General features: G+C 67.8%; 15 protein-coding genes. 3 read left to right on the forward strand and 12 right to left on the reverse strand.

Annotated features, from left to right (window positions below; translation table 11 throughout):
* The 7 genes from VFH59_RS14925 to miaA form a co-directional block, all read right to left on the reverse strand.
* Positions 1-122: adenylosuccinate synthetase (locus VFH59_RS14925; RefSeq protein ID WP_325165715.1), on the reverse strand; the 122-nt coding region annotated here is incomplete at its 3' end.
* A 64-nt stretch (positions 123-186) separates the two neighbouring features.
* Positions 187-372, reverse strand: coding sequence for a DUF2065 domain-containing protein (locus tag VFH59_RS14930; protein ID WP_325165701.1), 186 nt, complete (start codon positions 370-372; stop codon positions 187-189).
* Between the two features lie 5 nt (positions 373-377).
* On the reverse strand, positions 378-1244 hold the full coding sequence (hflC, locus tag VFH59_RS14935; protein WP_325165702.1) for a protease modulator HflC: 867 nt from the start codon (positions 1242-1244) through the stop codon (positions 378-380).
* Positions 1241-2278 (reverse strand): FtsH protease activity modulator HflK, encoded by a 1038-nt coding sequence (hflK, locus tag VFH59_RS14940; RefSeq protein WP_325165703.1) that lies wholly within the window; start codon positions 2276-2278, stop codon positions 1241-1243. The genes hflC and hflK overlap by 4 nt, the downstream gene beginning before the upstream one ends.
* Before the next feature lie 258 nt (positions 2279-2536).
* A complete protein-coding gene (hflX, locus tag VFH59_RS14945) occupies positions 2537-3871 on the reverse strand; it encodes a ribosome rescue GTPase HflX (RefSeq protein WP_325165704.1) in 1335 nt (444 codons plus the stop codon).
* 170 nt (positions 3872-4041) lie between these two features.
* Complete coding sequence (hfq, locus tag VFH59_RS14950; RefSeq protein WP_325165705.1) at positions 4042-4311, reverse strand: RNA chaperone Hfq; 270 nt, start codon at positions 4309-4311, stop codon at positions 4042-4044.
* Between the two features lie 88 nt (positions 4312-4399).
* Positions 4400-5395 (reverse strand): tRNA (adenosine(37)-N6)-dimethylallyltransferase MiaA, encoded by a 996-nt coding sequence (miaA, locus tag VFH59_RS14955; RefSeq protein WP_325165706.1) that lies wholly within the window; start codon positions 5393-5395, stop codon positions 4400-4402.
* A gap of 717 nt (positions 5396-6112) precedes the next feature.
* Here miaA and tdh point away from each other — a divergent pair.
* Both tdh and kbl read left to right on the forward strand, forming a co-directional pair.
* On the forward strand, positions 6113-7147 hold the full coding sequence (tdh, locus tag VFH59_RS14960) for an L-threonine 3-dehydrogenase (protein WP_325165707.1): 1035 nt from the start codon (positions 6113-6115) through the stop codon (positions 7145-7147).
* Positions 7148-7271: 124 nt separating this feature from the next.
* Positions 7272-8465: a glycine C-acetyltransferase gene (gene kbl / locus VFH59_RS14965; RefSeq protein WP_325165708.1), complete on the forward strand. Its 1194-nt coding sequence runs from the start codon at positions 7272-7274 to the stop codon at positions 8463-8465.
* Positions 8466-8617: 152 nt separating this feature from the next.
* On the opposite strand, the gene VFH59_RS14970 is transcribed toward kbl, so the two are convergent.
* The 3 genes from VFH59_RS14970 to VFH59_RS14980 form a co-directional block, all read right to left on the reverse strand.
* Positions 8618-9367 carry a pseudouridine synthase gene (locus tag VFH59_RS14970; protein ID WP_325165709.1) on the reverse strand — a complete coding sequence of 250 codons (750 nt, stop codon included), beginning with the start codon at positions 9365-9367 and terminating at the stop codon, positions 8618-8620.
* A gap of 167 nt (positions 9368-9534) precedes the next feature.
* Positions 9535-10671 (reverse strand): OmpA family protein, encoded by a 1137-nt coding sequence (locus VFH59_RS14975; protein WP_325165710.1) that lies wholly within the window; start codon positions 10669-10671, stop codon positions 9535-9537.
* Positions 10672-11013: 342 nt separating this feature from the next.
* Positions 11014-12465 carry a bifunctional 2-methylcitrate dehydratase/aconitate hydratase gene (locus VFH59_RS14980; RefSeq protein WP_325165711.1) on the reverse strand — a complete coding sequence of 484 codons (1452 nt, stop codon included), beginning with the start codon at positions 12463-12465 and terminating at the stop codon, positions 11014-11016.
* A gap of 300 nt (positions 12466-12765) precedes the next feature.
* Here VFH59_RS14980 and VFH59_RS14985 point away from each other — a divergent pair, with 300 nt between their 5' ends.
* Positions 12766-13443 (forward strand): TerC family protein, encoded by a 678-nt coding sequence (locus VFH59_RS14985; RefSeq protein WP_325165712.1) that lies wholly within the window; start codon positions 12766-12768, stop codon positions 13441-13443.
* Between the two features lie 28 nt (positions 13444-13471).
* Here the strand turns inward: VFH59_RS14985 and VFH59_RS14990 are convergent, their stop codons facing one another.
* Together VFH59_RS14990 and VFH59_RS14995 are read right to left on the reverse strand one after the other, a co-directional pair.
* Positions 13472-14332, reverse strand: a complete 861-nt coding sequence (locus VFH59_RS14990; RefSeq protein ID WP_325165713.1) for a hypothetical protein — start codon at positions 14330-14332, stop codon at positions 13472-13474.
* Between the two features lie 181 nt (positions 14333-14513).
* Positions 14514-14879: citrate/2-methylcitrate synthase (locus tag VFH59_RS14995; RefSeq protein ID WP_325165714.1), on the reverse strand; the 366-nt coding region annotated here is incomplete at its 5' end.

Raw genomic sequence — 14879 nt, forward strand, 5'->3', positions numbered from 1 at the left:
CCGGCGTTGTGGCCGCCCTGGAAGCGCGCCACGGCGCTGACCCGCTCGGTCAGCAGGTCGACGATCTTGCCCTTGCCTTCGTCGCCCCACTGGGCTCCAAGGATGACGACTGACTTGCCCATGAAAGTTCTCGCTCGTTGGGTGCTCCCCTGGGGAGCCGTGAGTGTGTGGAAAACAGCAAAAGCTTCAGCGCACCAACTGCAGCACCGCAAGCCCGGCGACCACCGCCACCGCGCCGAACACGCGCAGCGTGCGGGGCTGGAGCTCCAGCGCCTGGCGCACCATCGACTGCCAGTGGCGCGGGGCGGCGAACAGCATCAGGCCCTCGAGCACCAATACCAGGCACAGCGCGACGGTGAGCTCGTGCGGCATCGGCTTCAGCGCTTGGCGGCGCTGTCCTCGAAATAGCGCAGCAACTCGGAGTCCGGCTTGAGCACCAGCGTGCCGTGCCCATCGGCGAAACCCTTCTTGTACGCCGAGAGGCTTCGATAGAACGCGAAGAACTCCGGGTCCTGGCCGTAGGCGCGTGCGTAGACGGCGGCGGCCTCGGCGTCGCCCTCGCCACGCACGGTGGCGGCGTCGCGATCGGCGTCGGCGCGCAACACCTGGCCCTGTCGGTCGGCGTCGGCGCGGATCTTCTCGGCCTGCTCCTGCCCGGTATAACGCAGTTCATTGGCCAGTTGCAGGCGTTCGGCACGCATGCGCTTGTAGACCGACTCGCTGACCTCCTCGGGCAGGTCGATGCGCTTGATGCGCACGTCGATCACCGCGATGCCCAGGTTCTTGCGGGCGATCGCGTCCGTCTGCTTGCGCACGCGTTCGGTGATGTCCTTGCGTCCGCCGGCGATCAGGTCCTGCAGCGTGCGCGAGTTGAACTCGAAGCGCAGCGCGTCCTTCACCACCGGACTCAGCCGCTGGGCCGCCTGGTTGGCGTCGCCGCTGGTGGCGCGGTAGTACGCCGCGTTGTCGGCGATGCGCCATTTCACGTAGAAGTCGACGTTGACGCTCTTCTTCTCGGAGGTGAAGTAGCGCTCCGGCGGCGCGTCCAGGCCCTGGATGCGGCTGTCGAAGCGCATCACCTGCTGGATCAGCGGCGCCTTGAAGTGCAGCCCGGGCGGGTAGTCGGTCTGCACGATGCGCCCGAACTGCAGCAGCAGCGCACTCTGCCCCTCGCGCACCACGAAGGCGCTGTTGAGGCCCAGCAGCACCAGCAGCACGACGATCACGGTCCAGACGGCCTTCATGGCTGATTCCCCTTGTCGGCGTCATCGGAGGTCACGGTGGCCGCGGCCGCCGGACTTGCAGGGACGGCCGGCGGCAGGTTGATGATGGTGCGTCCGCCGGAGCCGTCGATCACCTTGCGGTTGCCGGCCATCACCTGTTCCATCGTCTCCAGCCACAGGCGCTTGCGGGTCACTTCCGGCGCCGCCTTGTACTCCTTCAGCAGCAGGCTGAAGCGTGCCGCGTCGCCCTTCGCGCGGGCGATGCGCTCGGCCTTGTAACCGGCCGCCTCGGCGGCGATGCGTGCGGCATCGCCGCGCGCCACCGGCACGACCTTGTTGGCGTACGCCAACGCGTTGTTCTCGATGCTCTGCTTGTCTTCGCGCGCCTTGTTGACGTCGTCGAAGGCGTCCTTGACCTCGGCCGGCGGCGCGACGTTCTGGAAGCTCACCGCGGTTACCTGCAGGCCGCAGTGGTAGTTGTCGAGGGTCACTTGCAGGGCCTGGCCGGCCTGGTCGACCAGCGCGGCACCCTCGCCGGAGAGGATCGTGTCCATGTCGCTGCGGCCGATCACCGAACGGACCGCCGCCTCGGAGGCGGCGGCGATGGTGTCTTCCACGTCGTCCACCGCGAACAGGTAGGCGCGGGCGTCGGACACCTGGTACTGCACGGTGAAATCGACGGTGATGATGTTTTCGTCGCGGGTCAGCATGCGCACGCTGTCCTGCAGCGAGCGCACGCGGGTGGTCTCGACCTTGGTGACGGTCTCGACCGGCTGCGGCAGCTTGAAATGGAAGCCCGGCGGCAGCGTGCGGCTGTACTGGCCGAAGCGCAGCACCACGCCAGCCTGGCGGGCGTCGACGATGGTGTAGCTGCTCAGCAGCAACCAGGCCAGCACCAGCGCCAGCACGATGGTGACGATGCCGCCGGGGCCGCCGTGCTTGCCCAGGCGTGCGCGCAGGCGCCTCAGGGCATCGTCCAGGCCATTGCCGCTCCCGCCGGGGCGCTTGCTCTTCCAGGGATCGCGCTGGCTGTTGCCAGGCTCGTTCCAGGCCATGTCAGTCTCCTTGGGACAAGGGGCAGGCCGGCGGGACGGGCCGGTGGATGCGTTGCGGGGTCGGTGTCATGGAACGCAGCGTCGAGGTCGGGGGTGGGTAAACCGCGGCACGCCGCGATCGATCTCGGTGCGGGCGGGCAAAACGCCGCACAAACGCCGGTTAGTCTAGCAGAGGTGAATTGGGCGTGGCCTTCCGGGCGTCCCCGGGAACGCGCGCCGGACCCTGCCCACAGACAAGCGCCAGGTAGCAGCAAGCGCTTACGGCGAATCGGGGGAACCGAGCAAACCGCGCAACAGCGCCGCGTCCTGCGGATGCCCACCGCCCAGCGGGGCGATCACGCTACGCGGCGCATCGATCTGCAGGTGCCAGCCGTGCTCGTCCACCGACTCTCCGGCAATCGCCCCGGCGGCGCGCAGGCGCGCATGCAGCCGGCCGGCGGAGAGCGGCAACTGCAGCTCGGTCTGCACGCGTTCGCCACCAAGCAATTCGCCCAGCGCCTGCCGCAACAGGTCCAACCCCTCGCCGGTCCGGGCGGACAGCCAGACCTGGGTCGGCCGCCCTTCCGCGTCGCGCACGATGCGCGGCTCGGTGCCGGCCCGCGGTTCGCCCTCGCCTTGCCGCAGCATGTCGATCTTGTTCATCACGTGCAGCTGCGGCACGTCGCCGGCGCCGATCTCCTCCAGCACGCCATCGACCACGCGATGCAGCCGTTCGCGCTCTTCGTCGGCGGCGTCGCTGACGTGCAGCAGCAGGTCGGCGTCGCGCGCCTCGGCCAGGGTGGCGCGGAAGGCGGCGACCAGATCGTGCGGCAGCTCGCGGATGAAGCCCACCGTATCGGCCAGCACCGCCGGGCCGCAGGAGAGGTCCTCGATCTTGCGTACGGTCGGGTCGAGCGTGGCGAACAGCAGGTTGGCGGCAAACACCTCGCCTTCGGTGAGGACATTGAACAGCGTGGACTTGCCGGCATTGGTGTAGCCGACCAGCGCCACCCGCGGCACCGTGTTGCGCAGGCGCGCGCGGCGCTGCTGGGTGCGCTGCACCTGCACCTTCTCCAGGCGCCGGGTCAGCATCTTCACGCGCTCGCCCAGCAGCCGGCGGTCGGTCTCCAGCTGCGTCTCGCCCGGACCCCGCAGGCCGATGGCGCCGCCGCGCTGGCGCTCCAGATGGGTCCAGCCACGCACCAGGCGGGTGGCCAGGTGCTTGAGCTGCGCCAGTTCCACTTCCAGCTTGCCCTCGTGGGAGCGGGCGCGCTGAGCGAAGATGTCCAGGATCAGCCCCGCACGGTCGACCACGCGCACGGCCAGCAGCTTCTCCAGGTTGCGCTCCTGCACCGGCGTGAGCAGGTGATCGACCAGCACCACGTCGGCCTCGGTGGCACGCACGGCCTCGGCCACCTCGCCGGCCTTGCCGGTGCCGATGTAGTAGCGGGGGTTGGGGTCCTCCACGCGCGCGGATACGCTGGCAAGCACCTCGGCACCGGCCGAACGCACCAGCTCCGCGAACTCCTCCGCACGACGATCCGTGTCGCTCTCGCCGCGGGAGTGCGGCAGGACCAGCACGGCGCGTTCGCCCTTCTTCTGTCTATCGAACACTGGGTTGGCGTGGCCTGTGGGAATGCAATGACGCCACCGGCGGGCCAGCGGCGAGGGATCGGAAGCGGCATTGTATGCCGATCATCGCCCGGCCGACCGCAATGGATCGTGGGCAGCCGCCGCCGGCAGGCCAGGCAACCTGCCGGCGGCGCCGGTACCTTCCCCGGGGGTCAGTCCTCGCCTTCGGCGGACGCGACGTGGGCCTCGGCATGGCCCTCGTGGCCGTTGCCCATGCGCACGTTGCGGCTGGGGACGACGGTGGAGATGGCGTGCTTGTAGACCATCTGGCTTACCTGGTTGCGCAGCAGCACCACGAACTGGTCGAAAGACTCGATCGTGCCCTGCAGCTTGATGCCGTTGACCAGGTAGATGGCCACCGGAACGCGCTCACGGCGAAGTGCGTTGAGAAACGGATCCTGCAATGACTGCCCTTTGGACATGTTGTTGTACCCCCTCGCGAACCTTCGCGGGCCGGAGAAAAGACGCGCGGACGGCGACCGGCCCAAGTCGGACCGATATTAACCGCTTTTAAATGGCGGGCGGAAGCTGGGGAACCACGACCTGCGTCGCGCGCTGCGCAAGCGGACCCGGCAGAAACGACTCCAGGGCGTCGCACGCCCGGTCGATCAGGTCGACGCGGTCCGGATCGAACACATGCGCGTCCAGTTCAGAGCGCAGCCAGGTGATTTGCCGCTTGGCCAGCTGGCGGGTGGCGAAGATGCCCTTGTCGCGGAAAGTCCCCGCGTCCGTCGCCCCCTCCAGGTGTTCCCAGGCCTGGCGGTAGCCGACGGCGCGCATCGCCGGCAGGTCCGGCTCCAGGTCGCCGCGCGCGCGCAGGGCGCGGACTTCGTCCAGGAAGCCGGCCGCCAGCATGGCGTCGAAACGCCGCGCGATGCGTGCGTGCAGCCGGCCGCGGTCGGCCGGCAGCAGCGCAAGCTTGAGCACTCGCCAGGGGAAGCGTTCGCCGATGCCGCCGGTCTGTTGCTCCGAGAGCGGCCGGCCCGTCAGCTCGATCACCTCCAGCGCGCGCTGCAGGCGCTGGGCGTCGTTCGGGCCGATGCGGGCGGCGGCCGCGGGGTCGAGCGCCGCCAGCCGCGCGTGCAGCGCGGGCCAGCCGAGCGTCGCCGCCTCCCCGGCCAGCCGGGAGCGGATCGCGGGCGCCGCGTCGGGCAGCGCCGACAGCCCCCGCTGCAACGAGCGGAAATACAGGCCGGTCCCGCCGACCAGCAACGGCACCCGGCCCTGCGCATGGATGCGCGCCATGGCGGCCAGCGCGTCGATGCGGAATTCGGCGGCCGAGTACGGCTCGGACGGATCGCGCAGATCCAGCAGGGCGTGCGGGTGCTGCGCCAGCGTGGCCGCATCGGGCTTGGCCGCGCCGATGTCCAGCCCGCGATAGACCAGTGCCGAATCCACGCTAACCAGCTCCAGTGCGAAGCGCGCGCGCAACGCACAGGCCAGTGCGGTCTTCCCCGAGGCAGTAGGACCCATCAGGAATACGGCGAGGGGGCGGGCATCTTCCATGCGGCCATTGTAGTGGCCCACGCCACGCGCCCAGGCGGTGACCGGCCCGCGCACCACTTCCGTTACCGGAGCTGCGCGGCCGTTACCCTTCGTTACACGGGGTTGCGCGACGGTCATCGTCCGGTGGCACGGGCTGGCTACGCTGGCATGGCAGCGAAAAGGAGGCTGCCCGACCGATCAACCCGTGCGGAGTCCGCCGTGAGCGAGCCGTCCAAAATGCATCGCACGACCGCCCCCGGCGCGCTTGCGTCGTCGACGGGGGCGCCGCAAGGTGAAACCGGTCACGCCATGGGTGATAATTGCGTGACAGCCATGTGTCGCGACTTGCCCCCGGCCCCGCCAGGGCGCACCATCGCAATACGGCAGCCACATAGAATTCACGCGATGGCGCACCGAATCGATGCGGAACACGACCAGGACGGTATGCAGGGGGCAGTTGTCATGCTGCGGCCAGGGACAGCCACGTCCGCACCCCGCCCCCACCCGATCGCCCAGCCCACTTCCCGCCACCCGGCTCGCGGAGAGTCGCCGGTGACCCGCAAGCCGATCTGGGACAAGAACAACTTCGGGTTCTGGCTGACCGTCTGCGTCCTCATCAGCCTCGCCTTCTCGATCACCCTGCACGCCCTCGGCTGAGTGCACGGCCGCACCCGCGGCATGGCCCTATAATCGTCAGCTTTCCCCGCCCGCGTTCGCGGGCCCGACGATGGTGGTCCCATGCCGCAGACGATGAAAGCCCTGGTCAAGCGCAAGCCCGAGCAGGGCATCTGGATGGAAGAGGTGCCGGTCCCGCAGATCGGCCCCAATGAAGTGCTGATCAAGGTCGAGAAGACCGCCATCTGCGGCACCGACCTGCACATCTACAAGTGGGACGAGTGGTCCCAGCGCACCATTCCTCAGGGCCTGACCATCGGTCACGAGTTCGTCGGACGAATTGCCGAGCTCGGCAGTGCGGTGACCGGCTACAAGGTCGGCGACCGCGTTTCGGCCGAGGGCCACATCGTCTGCGGCCACTGCCGCAACTGCCGCGCCGGGCGGCAGCACCTCTGCCCGAATACCGTCGGCATCGGGGTCAACCGCAACGGTGCCTTCGCCGAATACGTGGCCGTTCCGGCATCCAACCTGTGGCCGATCCCCGACCAGGTCCCCTCCGAGCTCGCCGCCTTTTTCGATCCGTACGGCAACGCTGCGCACTGCGCACTCGAATTCGACCTGATCGGCGAGGACGTTCTGATCACCGGCGCCGGCCCGATCGGCATCATCGCCGCGGGCATCGCCAAGCATGTCGGGGCGCGCAACGTGGTGGTCACCGACGTCAACGATTACCGCCTGAAGCTTGCCGCCGACATGGGCGCGACGCGCGTGGTCAACGTGGCCAACCAGTCGCTGCGCGAGGTGGTCAAGGACCTGCACATGGAAGGCTTCGACGTGGGCCTGGAGATGAGCGGCAACCCACGCGCCTTCAACGACATGCTCGATGTGATGTACCACGGCGGCAAGATCGCCCTGCTCGGCATCCAGCCCAAGGGGGCCGGGATCGACTGGGACAAGGTGATCTTCAAGGGCCTCACGCTGCAGGGCATCTATGGTCGGCGCATGTACGAGACCTGGTACAAGATGACGCAGATGGTGCTGACCGGCTTCCCGTTGCAGAAGGTGCTGACGCACCAGATCGCCATCGACGATTTCCAGAAGGGTTTCGACCTGATGGATGCGGGCCAGTGCGGCAAGGTGGTCTGCTCCTGGACCTGAGCCAGGACCATCACACGCGCCACGAACCGCCCCTTTCGCCGACGTCACTCCGCCCTGCGCGGATGACGCCACGGCAGGATCGCGACAAGCGCCCTGCCGCCGCCCTCGAGACTGGAGACCCACCGTGACCTACACCGCCCGCGACCGCTACGCCGCCGAACTGGACTCGATCCGCGACCAGGGCCTGTTCAAGGGCGAGCGCATCATCGTCTCGCCGCAGTCCGCGGAAATCACGCTGGCCAACGGCCGCAAGGTGCTCAACTTCTGCGCCAACAACTACCTTGGCCTGGCCGACCATCCGGAGGTGATCGCCGCCGCGAAGGAGGCGCTGGACACGCACGGCTTCGGCATGGCCTCGGTTCGCTTCATCTGCGGCACGCAGGACCTGCACAAGCAACTGGAGGCGAAGATTGCCGGATTCTTCGGCACCGAGGACACCATCCTTTACGCCGCCTGCTTCGACGCCAACGGCGGCCTGTACGAGCCCCTGCTGGGCGAGGAGGACGCGATCATCTCGGACGCGCTCAACCACGCCTCGATCATCGACGGCATCCGTCTTTGCAAGGCCAAGCGCTTCCGCTACGCCAACTGCGACATGGCCGACCTGGAGAAGCAGCTGCAGGCTGCCGATGCCGCCGGTGCGCGCACCAAGCTGATCACCACCGACGGCTCGTTCTCGATGGACGGCTTCATTGCACCGCTGGACCAGATCACCGCGCTGGCCCGCAAGTACGGCGCGATGGTGCACATCGACGAGTGCCACGCGACCGGCTTTCTGGGCGCCACCGGCCGGGGCTCGGCCGAGGTGCACGGCGTGATGGACGGGATCGACATCTTCACCGGTACGCTGGGCAAGGCCCTGGGTGGCGCCCTCGGCGGCTTCACCACCGGGCCGAAGGAAGTGATCGAGCTGCTGCGCCAGCGGTCGCGCCCGTACCTGTTCTCCAACTCGCTGCCGCCACACGTCGTCGCCGCGGCGATCAAGGTGTTCGACATGCTGGTGTCCGCCGGCGAGCTGCGCACCCGGGTGCAGGAGAACACCGCCTACTTCCGCGAGCGCATGACCGCCGCCGGCTTCGACATCAAGCCGGGCGTCCACCCGATCGTGCCGGTGATGATCTACGACGCCCCCAAGGCGCAGGCGATGGCTGCGGCGCTGCTCGAGGAAGGCATCTACGTCACCGGCTTTTTCTACCCGGTTGTGCCGCAGGGCCAGGCGCGCATCCGCACGCAGATGAGCGCGGCACACACGCGCGAGCACCTCGACCGGGCGATCGCGGCGTTCACCAAGATCGGCAAGCAGCTGGCGGTGATCTGAGGCTTCGGCGCCTTCTCCCCTGCGGGAAGGGCGCCGGGCCGTCCCGGGCGTCGCTCCAGGCACCCGCCTGGAGCGCCACCGGTCGGTGCACCGCGATCCCCCCACCGATCCCTTCCCGGCAGGGAAAGCTTCCGGGATCGATGGCCCCCGGCTCACGGCACGCGGAGCGCGTGGACCTCGTCCGCCGTGAGGTGACGCCACTGCCCCTTGGGCAGATCGCCCAGCACGAGCCCGCCGATGGCCACACGCACCAGCCGGAGCACGCCGATGCCGTGCGCCGCGAGCAGCCGCCGGATGTGCCGGTTGCGTCCCTCGTCCAGCACGATTTCGAGCCAGGCGTTCTTCTCGCCGGCGCGCAGCAAGGCGACCTTTCGCGCGGCGAGGTGCTCCCCCTGGTCGACCACGCCTTCGCCGAGCCGGATCAGCATCACCGGATCCGGGACGCAATCGATCTGCACGTGGTAGGTCTTTTCCTGATGCGTGGCCGGGTCGGTGATGCCGGCGGCCCACACCGTGTCGTTGCTCAGCAGCAGCAAACCCTCGCTGGCCTTGTCCAGCCGTCCGACCGGCCCCAGCCACGGCAATCGCGCCGCGGCCAGCGTGTCGTAGATGGTGGCGCGGCCGCGCTCGTCCGCCGCGCTGACGACGAGGCCGCGTGGCTTGTTGACCATCACGTAGACCCGTGCGGCCTCGCCGATCGGTCGGCCATCGACAGTAATGCCCCCCTGCCCCGGCGCAGTCGGGTGTTCGGGGTCACGCACCACGCGGCCGTCCACCGCCACCCGCCCGGCCCGCACCCACTGCTCGGCCTGGCTGCGCGAACAGACGCCCCGTTTGGACAACACACGCGCCAGTCCATGGCGGCGGGAGGACGTAGGCGTGGGGCGACGTGGGGCAGGCATCGCGGAAGCGTATCGGCGGCGGCCGAGGCCGGGCAAGCGGGTCGCTCCATCCGCCCACCCGGGGTGGCCGGATCACCACAGGCGCCGGGGTGGAAGCCTCCCGGACGACATGCGCGCAAAAAAAAGCCCGGCATGCGCCGGGCTTTTCCTGTTGCTTGCAGCTGCGGTTACTGCTGGACCTGCAGCTCCGTGCGGCGGTTGCGCGCGCGGCCTTCGTTGGTGTCGTTGGTGTCGATCGGATCGTTCTCGCCGTGGCCGATCGGGCCGTCCAGACGGCTGGCGTCGATGCCGTGCGCGGTCAGATAGTCGTAGACGATCTTCGCACGACGCTCGGACAGCGCCTGGTTGTAGGCGTCGGTACCGACCGAGTCGGTGTAGCCGGCGACGGTCACGTGCACCTGCGGGTAGCGCTGCAGGGTGTCGACGGCCTGGTCGAGGACCGCCAGCGAGTCGGAGGTCGGCTCGGCCAGCGCCTTGCTGATGTCCGTCTCGCCCTTCGACGGACGGTCGAACTTGAAGTTGACGCCGCGCAGGTCGATCACGACCTTCTGCGGGCAGCCATCCGGACCGACGATGGTGCCGGCGGCGGTGGCCGGGCACTTGTCTTCGCAGTCGTTCACGCCGTCATTGTCGCTGTCCTGGGTGGAGCAGTCGTTGACCGGCGGGGGCGGCGGCGCGGCGGCGGGCTGCGGCGCAGCGGCCGGCTCGCCGAAGCGAGAGACCACGCTGAAGCCGAGGAACCAGTCACCGTAATCGCTCTGGGTCGGCTGGCTCTTGTCGTCCCAGTCGTAGCGATAGCCGGTCTCGATGCGGATGTCCGAGCTGTCGGTAACCGACTTGGATACGCCCACGCCCAGTTCGGCAGCCGGCGACCAGCCATTGTCGACGCGGTTCTGGTGGTAGCTCCCCATCAGGCCGGCGAGCAGATACGGGCGCCAGGTTTTCCAGTCGCCACCGTAGAAACGGGCGGCAACGCCGTAGTTGGTATTCGCCCAGCTGCCGCCGCCGACGGCGGCATCGCGATCGCGCTTGGTGCGATCGATGAAGAGGTCGATCGAGGCACCCGGAGAGATGAAACGACCAAAGCCCAGGCCGTAGTAGAACTGGCGGCTATTGGTGTTGCGATCGGTATCGTTGTAATAGCCGCCCACGGTGGGGGCAATGTACCAACGACCGTCATAATCGCCCGTGGTGGTCATCGGGGCGGTATCGGCGGGGGCGTCAGCGGTATTGTCCTGCGCGTGAACGGCGCCTACGCCGCCCAGGGCCAAGGCAATAAGGAAATACAAGCCCTTACGTTTCATCAGGTGTCTCCTTCGTTTATTGGTTTTCGCAGCCGTTTCACCTCGCACGGACCGCGCGTCAAACTCACTTTGACTTCCGGAAGCTTGAGCCGCCCCCTCGCTTTTTTGTCCCTGCGGGCAAGCGGCACGAGTGTAGCAAAACCGTTAAGCCGTTCTCACAACGGCGCAGGTCCCCGGTGAGGCCTTGTTCAGCAAAGCCCTATATCCATTGCCGCCCTAATCGCGTGGAAGCGACGTGAATACGAGAAAACCCGGCCGCTGGGCCGGGTTTTCCGTAGAGCACATTGCAGGCGTTAGCCTGGATTCATTGCCGCGCAATAGCCGTTCCGCGGCTAATTGTGGTTAAAGCGTGAAAAGCCCGAGGAAATGCTGGATCGGCATCGCGTCCAGTGCAGCGGGGTCGGCAGTCGCCTCGAGAATCGCCTTGACGCGGTGTGCCGGCAGGTGCCCGCGCAGCGCCGCCTCGAACTTCCTGAGCAGTACCGGGATCCCCTCGGCGCGACGCTTGCGGTGGCCGATCGGGTAGTCGATCGACACCTTCTCGGTGGACGAGCCGTCCTTGAAGAACACCTGCACCGAGTTGCCGATGTAGCGCTTGTCCGGATCGAAATAGTCCTTGGTGAACTGCGGGTTCTCGCGCACTTCCATCTTCGTCCGCAGCGCATCGATGCGCGCGTCGGCGGCGACGTCGTCGTTGTAGTCCTCCGCGGTGAGACGGCCAAAGATCAGCGGCACGGCCACCATGTACTGGATGCAGTGGTCGCGGTCGGCGTAGTTGGCCAGCGGGCCGGTCTTGTCGATGATGCGCACGCCCGCCTCCTGCGTCTCGATCACGATCTTTTCGATCTGCTCGAGCTTGCCCGCCACCTGCGGGTGCAGCTGCATGGCGCACTCCACCGCCGTCTGGGCGTGGAACTCGGCCGGGAAGCTGATCTTGAACAGCACGTTCTCCATGACATAGCTGCCGAACGGCCGCTCGAACTCGAACGCGTTGCCCTTGAAGGCGACATCGTAAAAGCCCCAAGTCTTGGCACTCAGCGCGGAGGGATAGCCGACCACGCCGCGGTAGACCGCGTTGATCGCGTGGGTGACGGCGCGGCGGCAGGCGTCGCCTGCGGCCCAGCTCTTGCGGGGACCGGTGTTGGGCGCATGGCGGTAGGTGCGCAGCGCGCCGTTGTCGATCCAGCTGTGCGAGACGGCGGTGGTGATCTGTTCCTTGCTGCCGCCGAGCATCGCGGTGGACACCGCGGTGGAGGCCAGGCGCACCAGGATCACGTGGTCCTGGCCAACCCGGTTGAAGCTGTTCTTCAGCGCGTAGCAGCCCTGGATCTCGTGCGCCTTGATCGCGTAGGTGAGCACGTCGCGCACCGTGAAGGGCTGGCCGCCCTCGCGCTCGGCCTTGCGGCTCAGGTAATCGGCGACCGACAGGATCGCCCCCAGGTTGTCCGACGGATGGCCCCACTCGGCGGCCAGCCAGGTGTCGTTGAAGTCCAGCCAGCGGATCTGCGTACCGATCGCAAAGGCGCCCTGCACCGGATCGAGCTCGTGGCTGGTGCCCGGCACACGGGTGCCGCCCGGCAGCGTGGCGCCCGGCACGAGCGGCCCCAGGTGCTTGACGCATTCGGGAAACTTCATTGCCAGCATCGCGGTGCCGAGCGAATCGAGCAGCATGTAGCGGGCCGTGTCGTAGGCCTCTTTCGACTCGATCCGGTAGTCGGCCACGTAGTTGGCGATGTCGACCATCGGCTGGTCGGGATCGGGGCGAACGGCGGAGCGGATGTCGTGGGCACTCATGGAGGGCTTCTCGCGGGAGGAAAAACCGCCATTGTATCCGCCGGACCGGAAGGCTGCCCATGACCGCCGCGGGAGCATGCTCGTGCTTGACCGCCCCGGTGCAGGCCCCGACAATCACCGGACACCCAAAGGGGAGTAGTTCCGGCGCCACGCTTGCGTGGCGCCGTGCGGTGATCGTCATCACGGACGCCTTCGCGTCCCGGTCACCCCGGCGGATCTCGCGAACGAGACTTTTGCGGTGGCGACGGGCGTTTGCGCGTGTCCGTTGCCATCGTCACGAGTCACGCGCGGGAGTTCTGCATGGACATCAGCGGTACCGACTTCGTCTCCGGCCTCCTGGCCATCGTCCTGCTCGACCTGGTACTCGCCGGCGACAACGCGATCGTCATTGCGCTGGCTGCACGCAACCTGCCCAGGTCGCTGCAGAAAAAAGCCGTGTTCTGGGGCACGTTCGGCGCAGTGGCGGTACGCGTGGCACTGACCGCGATCGTGGTCTACCTGCTCAAGCTGCCGGGCCTGATGCTCGCCGGCGGCCTGCTCCTGCTGCCGATTGCCTGGAAGCTGCTCAAGCCGGGCGAAGAGAGCGGCCATGAGGTCAGCGCGGCCGACAGCTTCTGGTCGGCGCTGCGCACGATCGTGGTGGCCGACGCGCTGATGGGGCTGGACAACGTGCTGGCGATCGCCGGCGCCTCGAAGGGCCACCTTGGCCTGGTCGTGCTGGGCTTGCTGATCAGCGTGCCGCTGGTGGTGTGGGGTTCCACGCTGATCCTGAAGCTGATCGAGCGCTTCCCGGTGATCGTCTACCTCGGTGCCGGTGCGATCGCCTGGACCGCCGGCCGCATGATCGCCCACGACCACCTGCTGCGGGGCTGGTTCGCTGCGTACCCTTGGCAGGGCTACGCGCTGGACCTGCTGCTGATTGCGCTGGTCTGCGGAGGCGGTTGGCTGGCCCAGCGGCGCAGGACCAGGCCCGGCTGACAGGGCGGGACCATCCCCGGCCCCGGTATCACCAGCGCAGCTTCACAAAGGCGGATGGCCCGTTGAGAGTCATGTCCAGGTCGCCGTCGTAGGTGCTGCGGTTCCAGTGCAGCTTGATCTGGCTGTAGCCGTATTCGAGCCCGAAGCCGAGGTTTTCCAGCGGCAGCCACTCCATGCCGAGCGCGGCGTTGTAGATGTGCCCACTGATGCGCCCACCGTTCTTGCGCACGCCGGAGGCATCCAGGTACATGCGCCAATGGTCGTTGAAGAGGTGCCGCCAGCCCAGTTGCAGCAGGGGCGCCCACGCACTGTCGTTGCTGCTGGTGGTGATCGACACCGGCTGCTCGCCGCCTGCGCCCGGGTCGTAGGCGCCATCGCCCACCAGCGCAGTCTTCACCCGGTACCAGCCTGCACCCAGGCCGACACCGTAGGCATCGTTGCCCTGCCCGAACCACCAACGCCAGGCGACGCTGCCGAAGTTGAAGTCGAGCCTGGCACGGACGTCCGCATTGGCGCTGTAGGTCACGCCGTCATAGCTGATGTCGCGCGCCAGCACCTGATGGCTGGAACGACCGATGCGGTAATAGTCCAGGGACAGGCCCTGGTGCTCGCCGAACACGAAATCGGCACGCGCCCGTGGGACGGTCTTGTCCTGGTTGAAGCCAAGGTCACGCTCGAGGTTGATGGTGCCGCTGAGGGTCTCGCTGGGATCGGCGAGGGAGACATCCGTGTCCACGTTGGCGTAATAGCCACCCAGCCGCACGCTCGCCCGATCGACGACCGGGGTCGCGTCCTGTGCCGTGGCGGCGGAACTGGCGAGCGCGAGGGGGACCAGGAAAAGGCCTGCGCCGAGCGCGGACCACGACGGACGCTTTGCTGGATGTCGCATGCAGGACTCTCTCGGGAATGGCGGGCCATCGTAGCCAGCGCCCGGTAGACAGGCCGTGGACAGTGCAGCGGTGCGGTGCGAACGGATGGCGTTCCCCAGGAAGCCGAGGACCGCGCCTTTTCCGCGAGCGCGCCCCTCACCCACCCTCTCCCCGGCGGGGAGAGGGTTCCGGGGACAGGCCTCAGCGCTTCTCGATCGGCACGTAGACCTGGTCTTCGGGGCCGGTGTAGTTCGCGCTCGGACGGATGATCTTGCCGTCCTGGCGCTGCTCGATCACGTGCGCACTCCAGCCGGAGGTGCGCGCGATGACGAACAGCGGCGTGAACATGGCCGTCGGCACGCCCATCATGTGGTAGGCGCTGGCCGAGTACCAGTCGAGGTTGGGGAACATCTTCTTGAGGTCCCCCATCAGCTTCTCGATGCGCTCGGACACCTCGAACAGCGTCGGGTTGCCGCCCTCGGTGCAGAGCTTGCGCGAGATCTCCTTGATGATCTCGTTGCGCGGGTCGGACACGGTGTAGACCGGGTGGCCGAAGCCGATGATGAT

It is taken from the genome of Frateuria sp. (assembly GCF_035695185.1).
In the GTDB taxonomy this organism is placed as follows: Bacteria; Pseudomonadota; Gammaproteobacteria; order Xanthomonadales; family Rhodanobacteraceae; genus Frateuria_A.

Excerpts from the sequence above, each read along its gene's own strand:
- VFH59_RS14930 (WP_325165701.1), bottom strand. The coding sequence starts at position 372 with ATGCCGCACGAGCTCACCGTCGCGCTGTGCCTGGTATTGGTGCTCGAG.
- hflC (WP_325165702.1), bottom strand. The coding sequence starts at position 1,244 with ATGAAGGCCGTCTGGACCGTGATCGTCGTGCTGCTGGTGCTGCTGGGC.
- hflK (WP_325165703.1), bottom strand. The coding sequence starts at position 2,278 with ATGGCCTGGAACGAGCCTGGCAACAGCCAGCGCGATCCCTGGAAGAGC.
- hfq (WP_325165705.1), bottom strand. The coding sequence starts at position 4,311 with ATGTCCAAAGGGCAGTCATTGCAGGATCCGTTTCTCAACGCACTTCGC.
- miaA (WP_325165706.1), bottom strand. The coding sequence starts at position 5,395 with ATGGAAGATGCCCGCCCCCTCGCCGTATTCCTGATGGGTCCTACTGCC.
- tdh (WP_325165707.1), top strand. The coding sequence starts at position 6,113 with ATGCCGCAGACGATGAAAGCCCTGGTCAAGCGCAAGCCCGAGCAGGGC.
- VFH59_RS14970 (WP_325165709.1), bottom strand. The coding sequence starts at position 9,367 with ATGCCTGCCCCACGTCGCCCCACGCCTACGTCCTCCCGCCGCCATGGA.
- VFH59_RS14975 (WP_325165710.1), bottom strand. The coding sequence starts at position 10,671 with ATGAAACGTAAGGGCTTGTATTTCCTTATTGCCTTGGCCCTGGGCGGC.
- VFH59_RS14980 (WP_325165711.1), bottom strand. The coding sequence starts at position 12,465 with ATGAGTGCCCACGACATCCGCTCCGCCGTTCGCCCCGATCCCGACCAG.
- VFH59_RS14985 (WP_325165712.1), top strand. The coding sequence starts at position 12,766 with ATGGACATCAGCGGTACCGACTTCGTCTCCGGCCTCCTGGCCATCGTC.
- VFH59_RS14990 (WP_325165713.1), bottom strand. The coding sequence starts at position 14,332 with ATGCGACATCCAGCAAAGCGTCCGTCGTGGTCCGCGCTCGGCGCAGGC.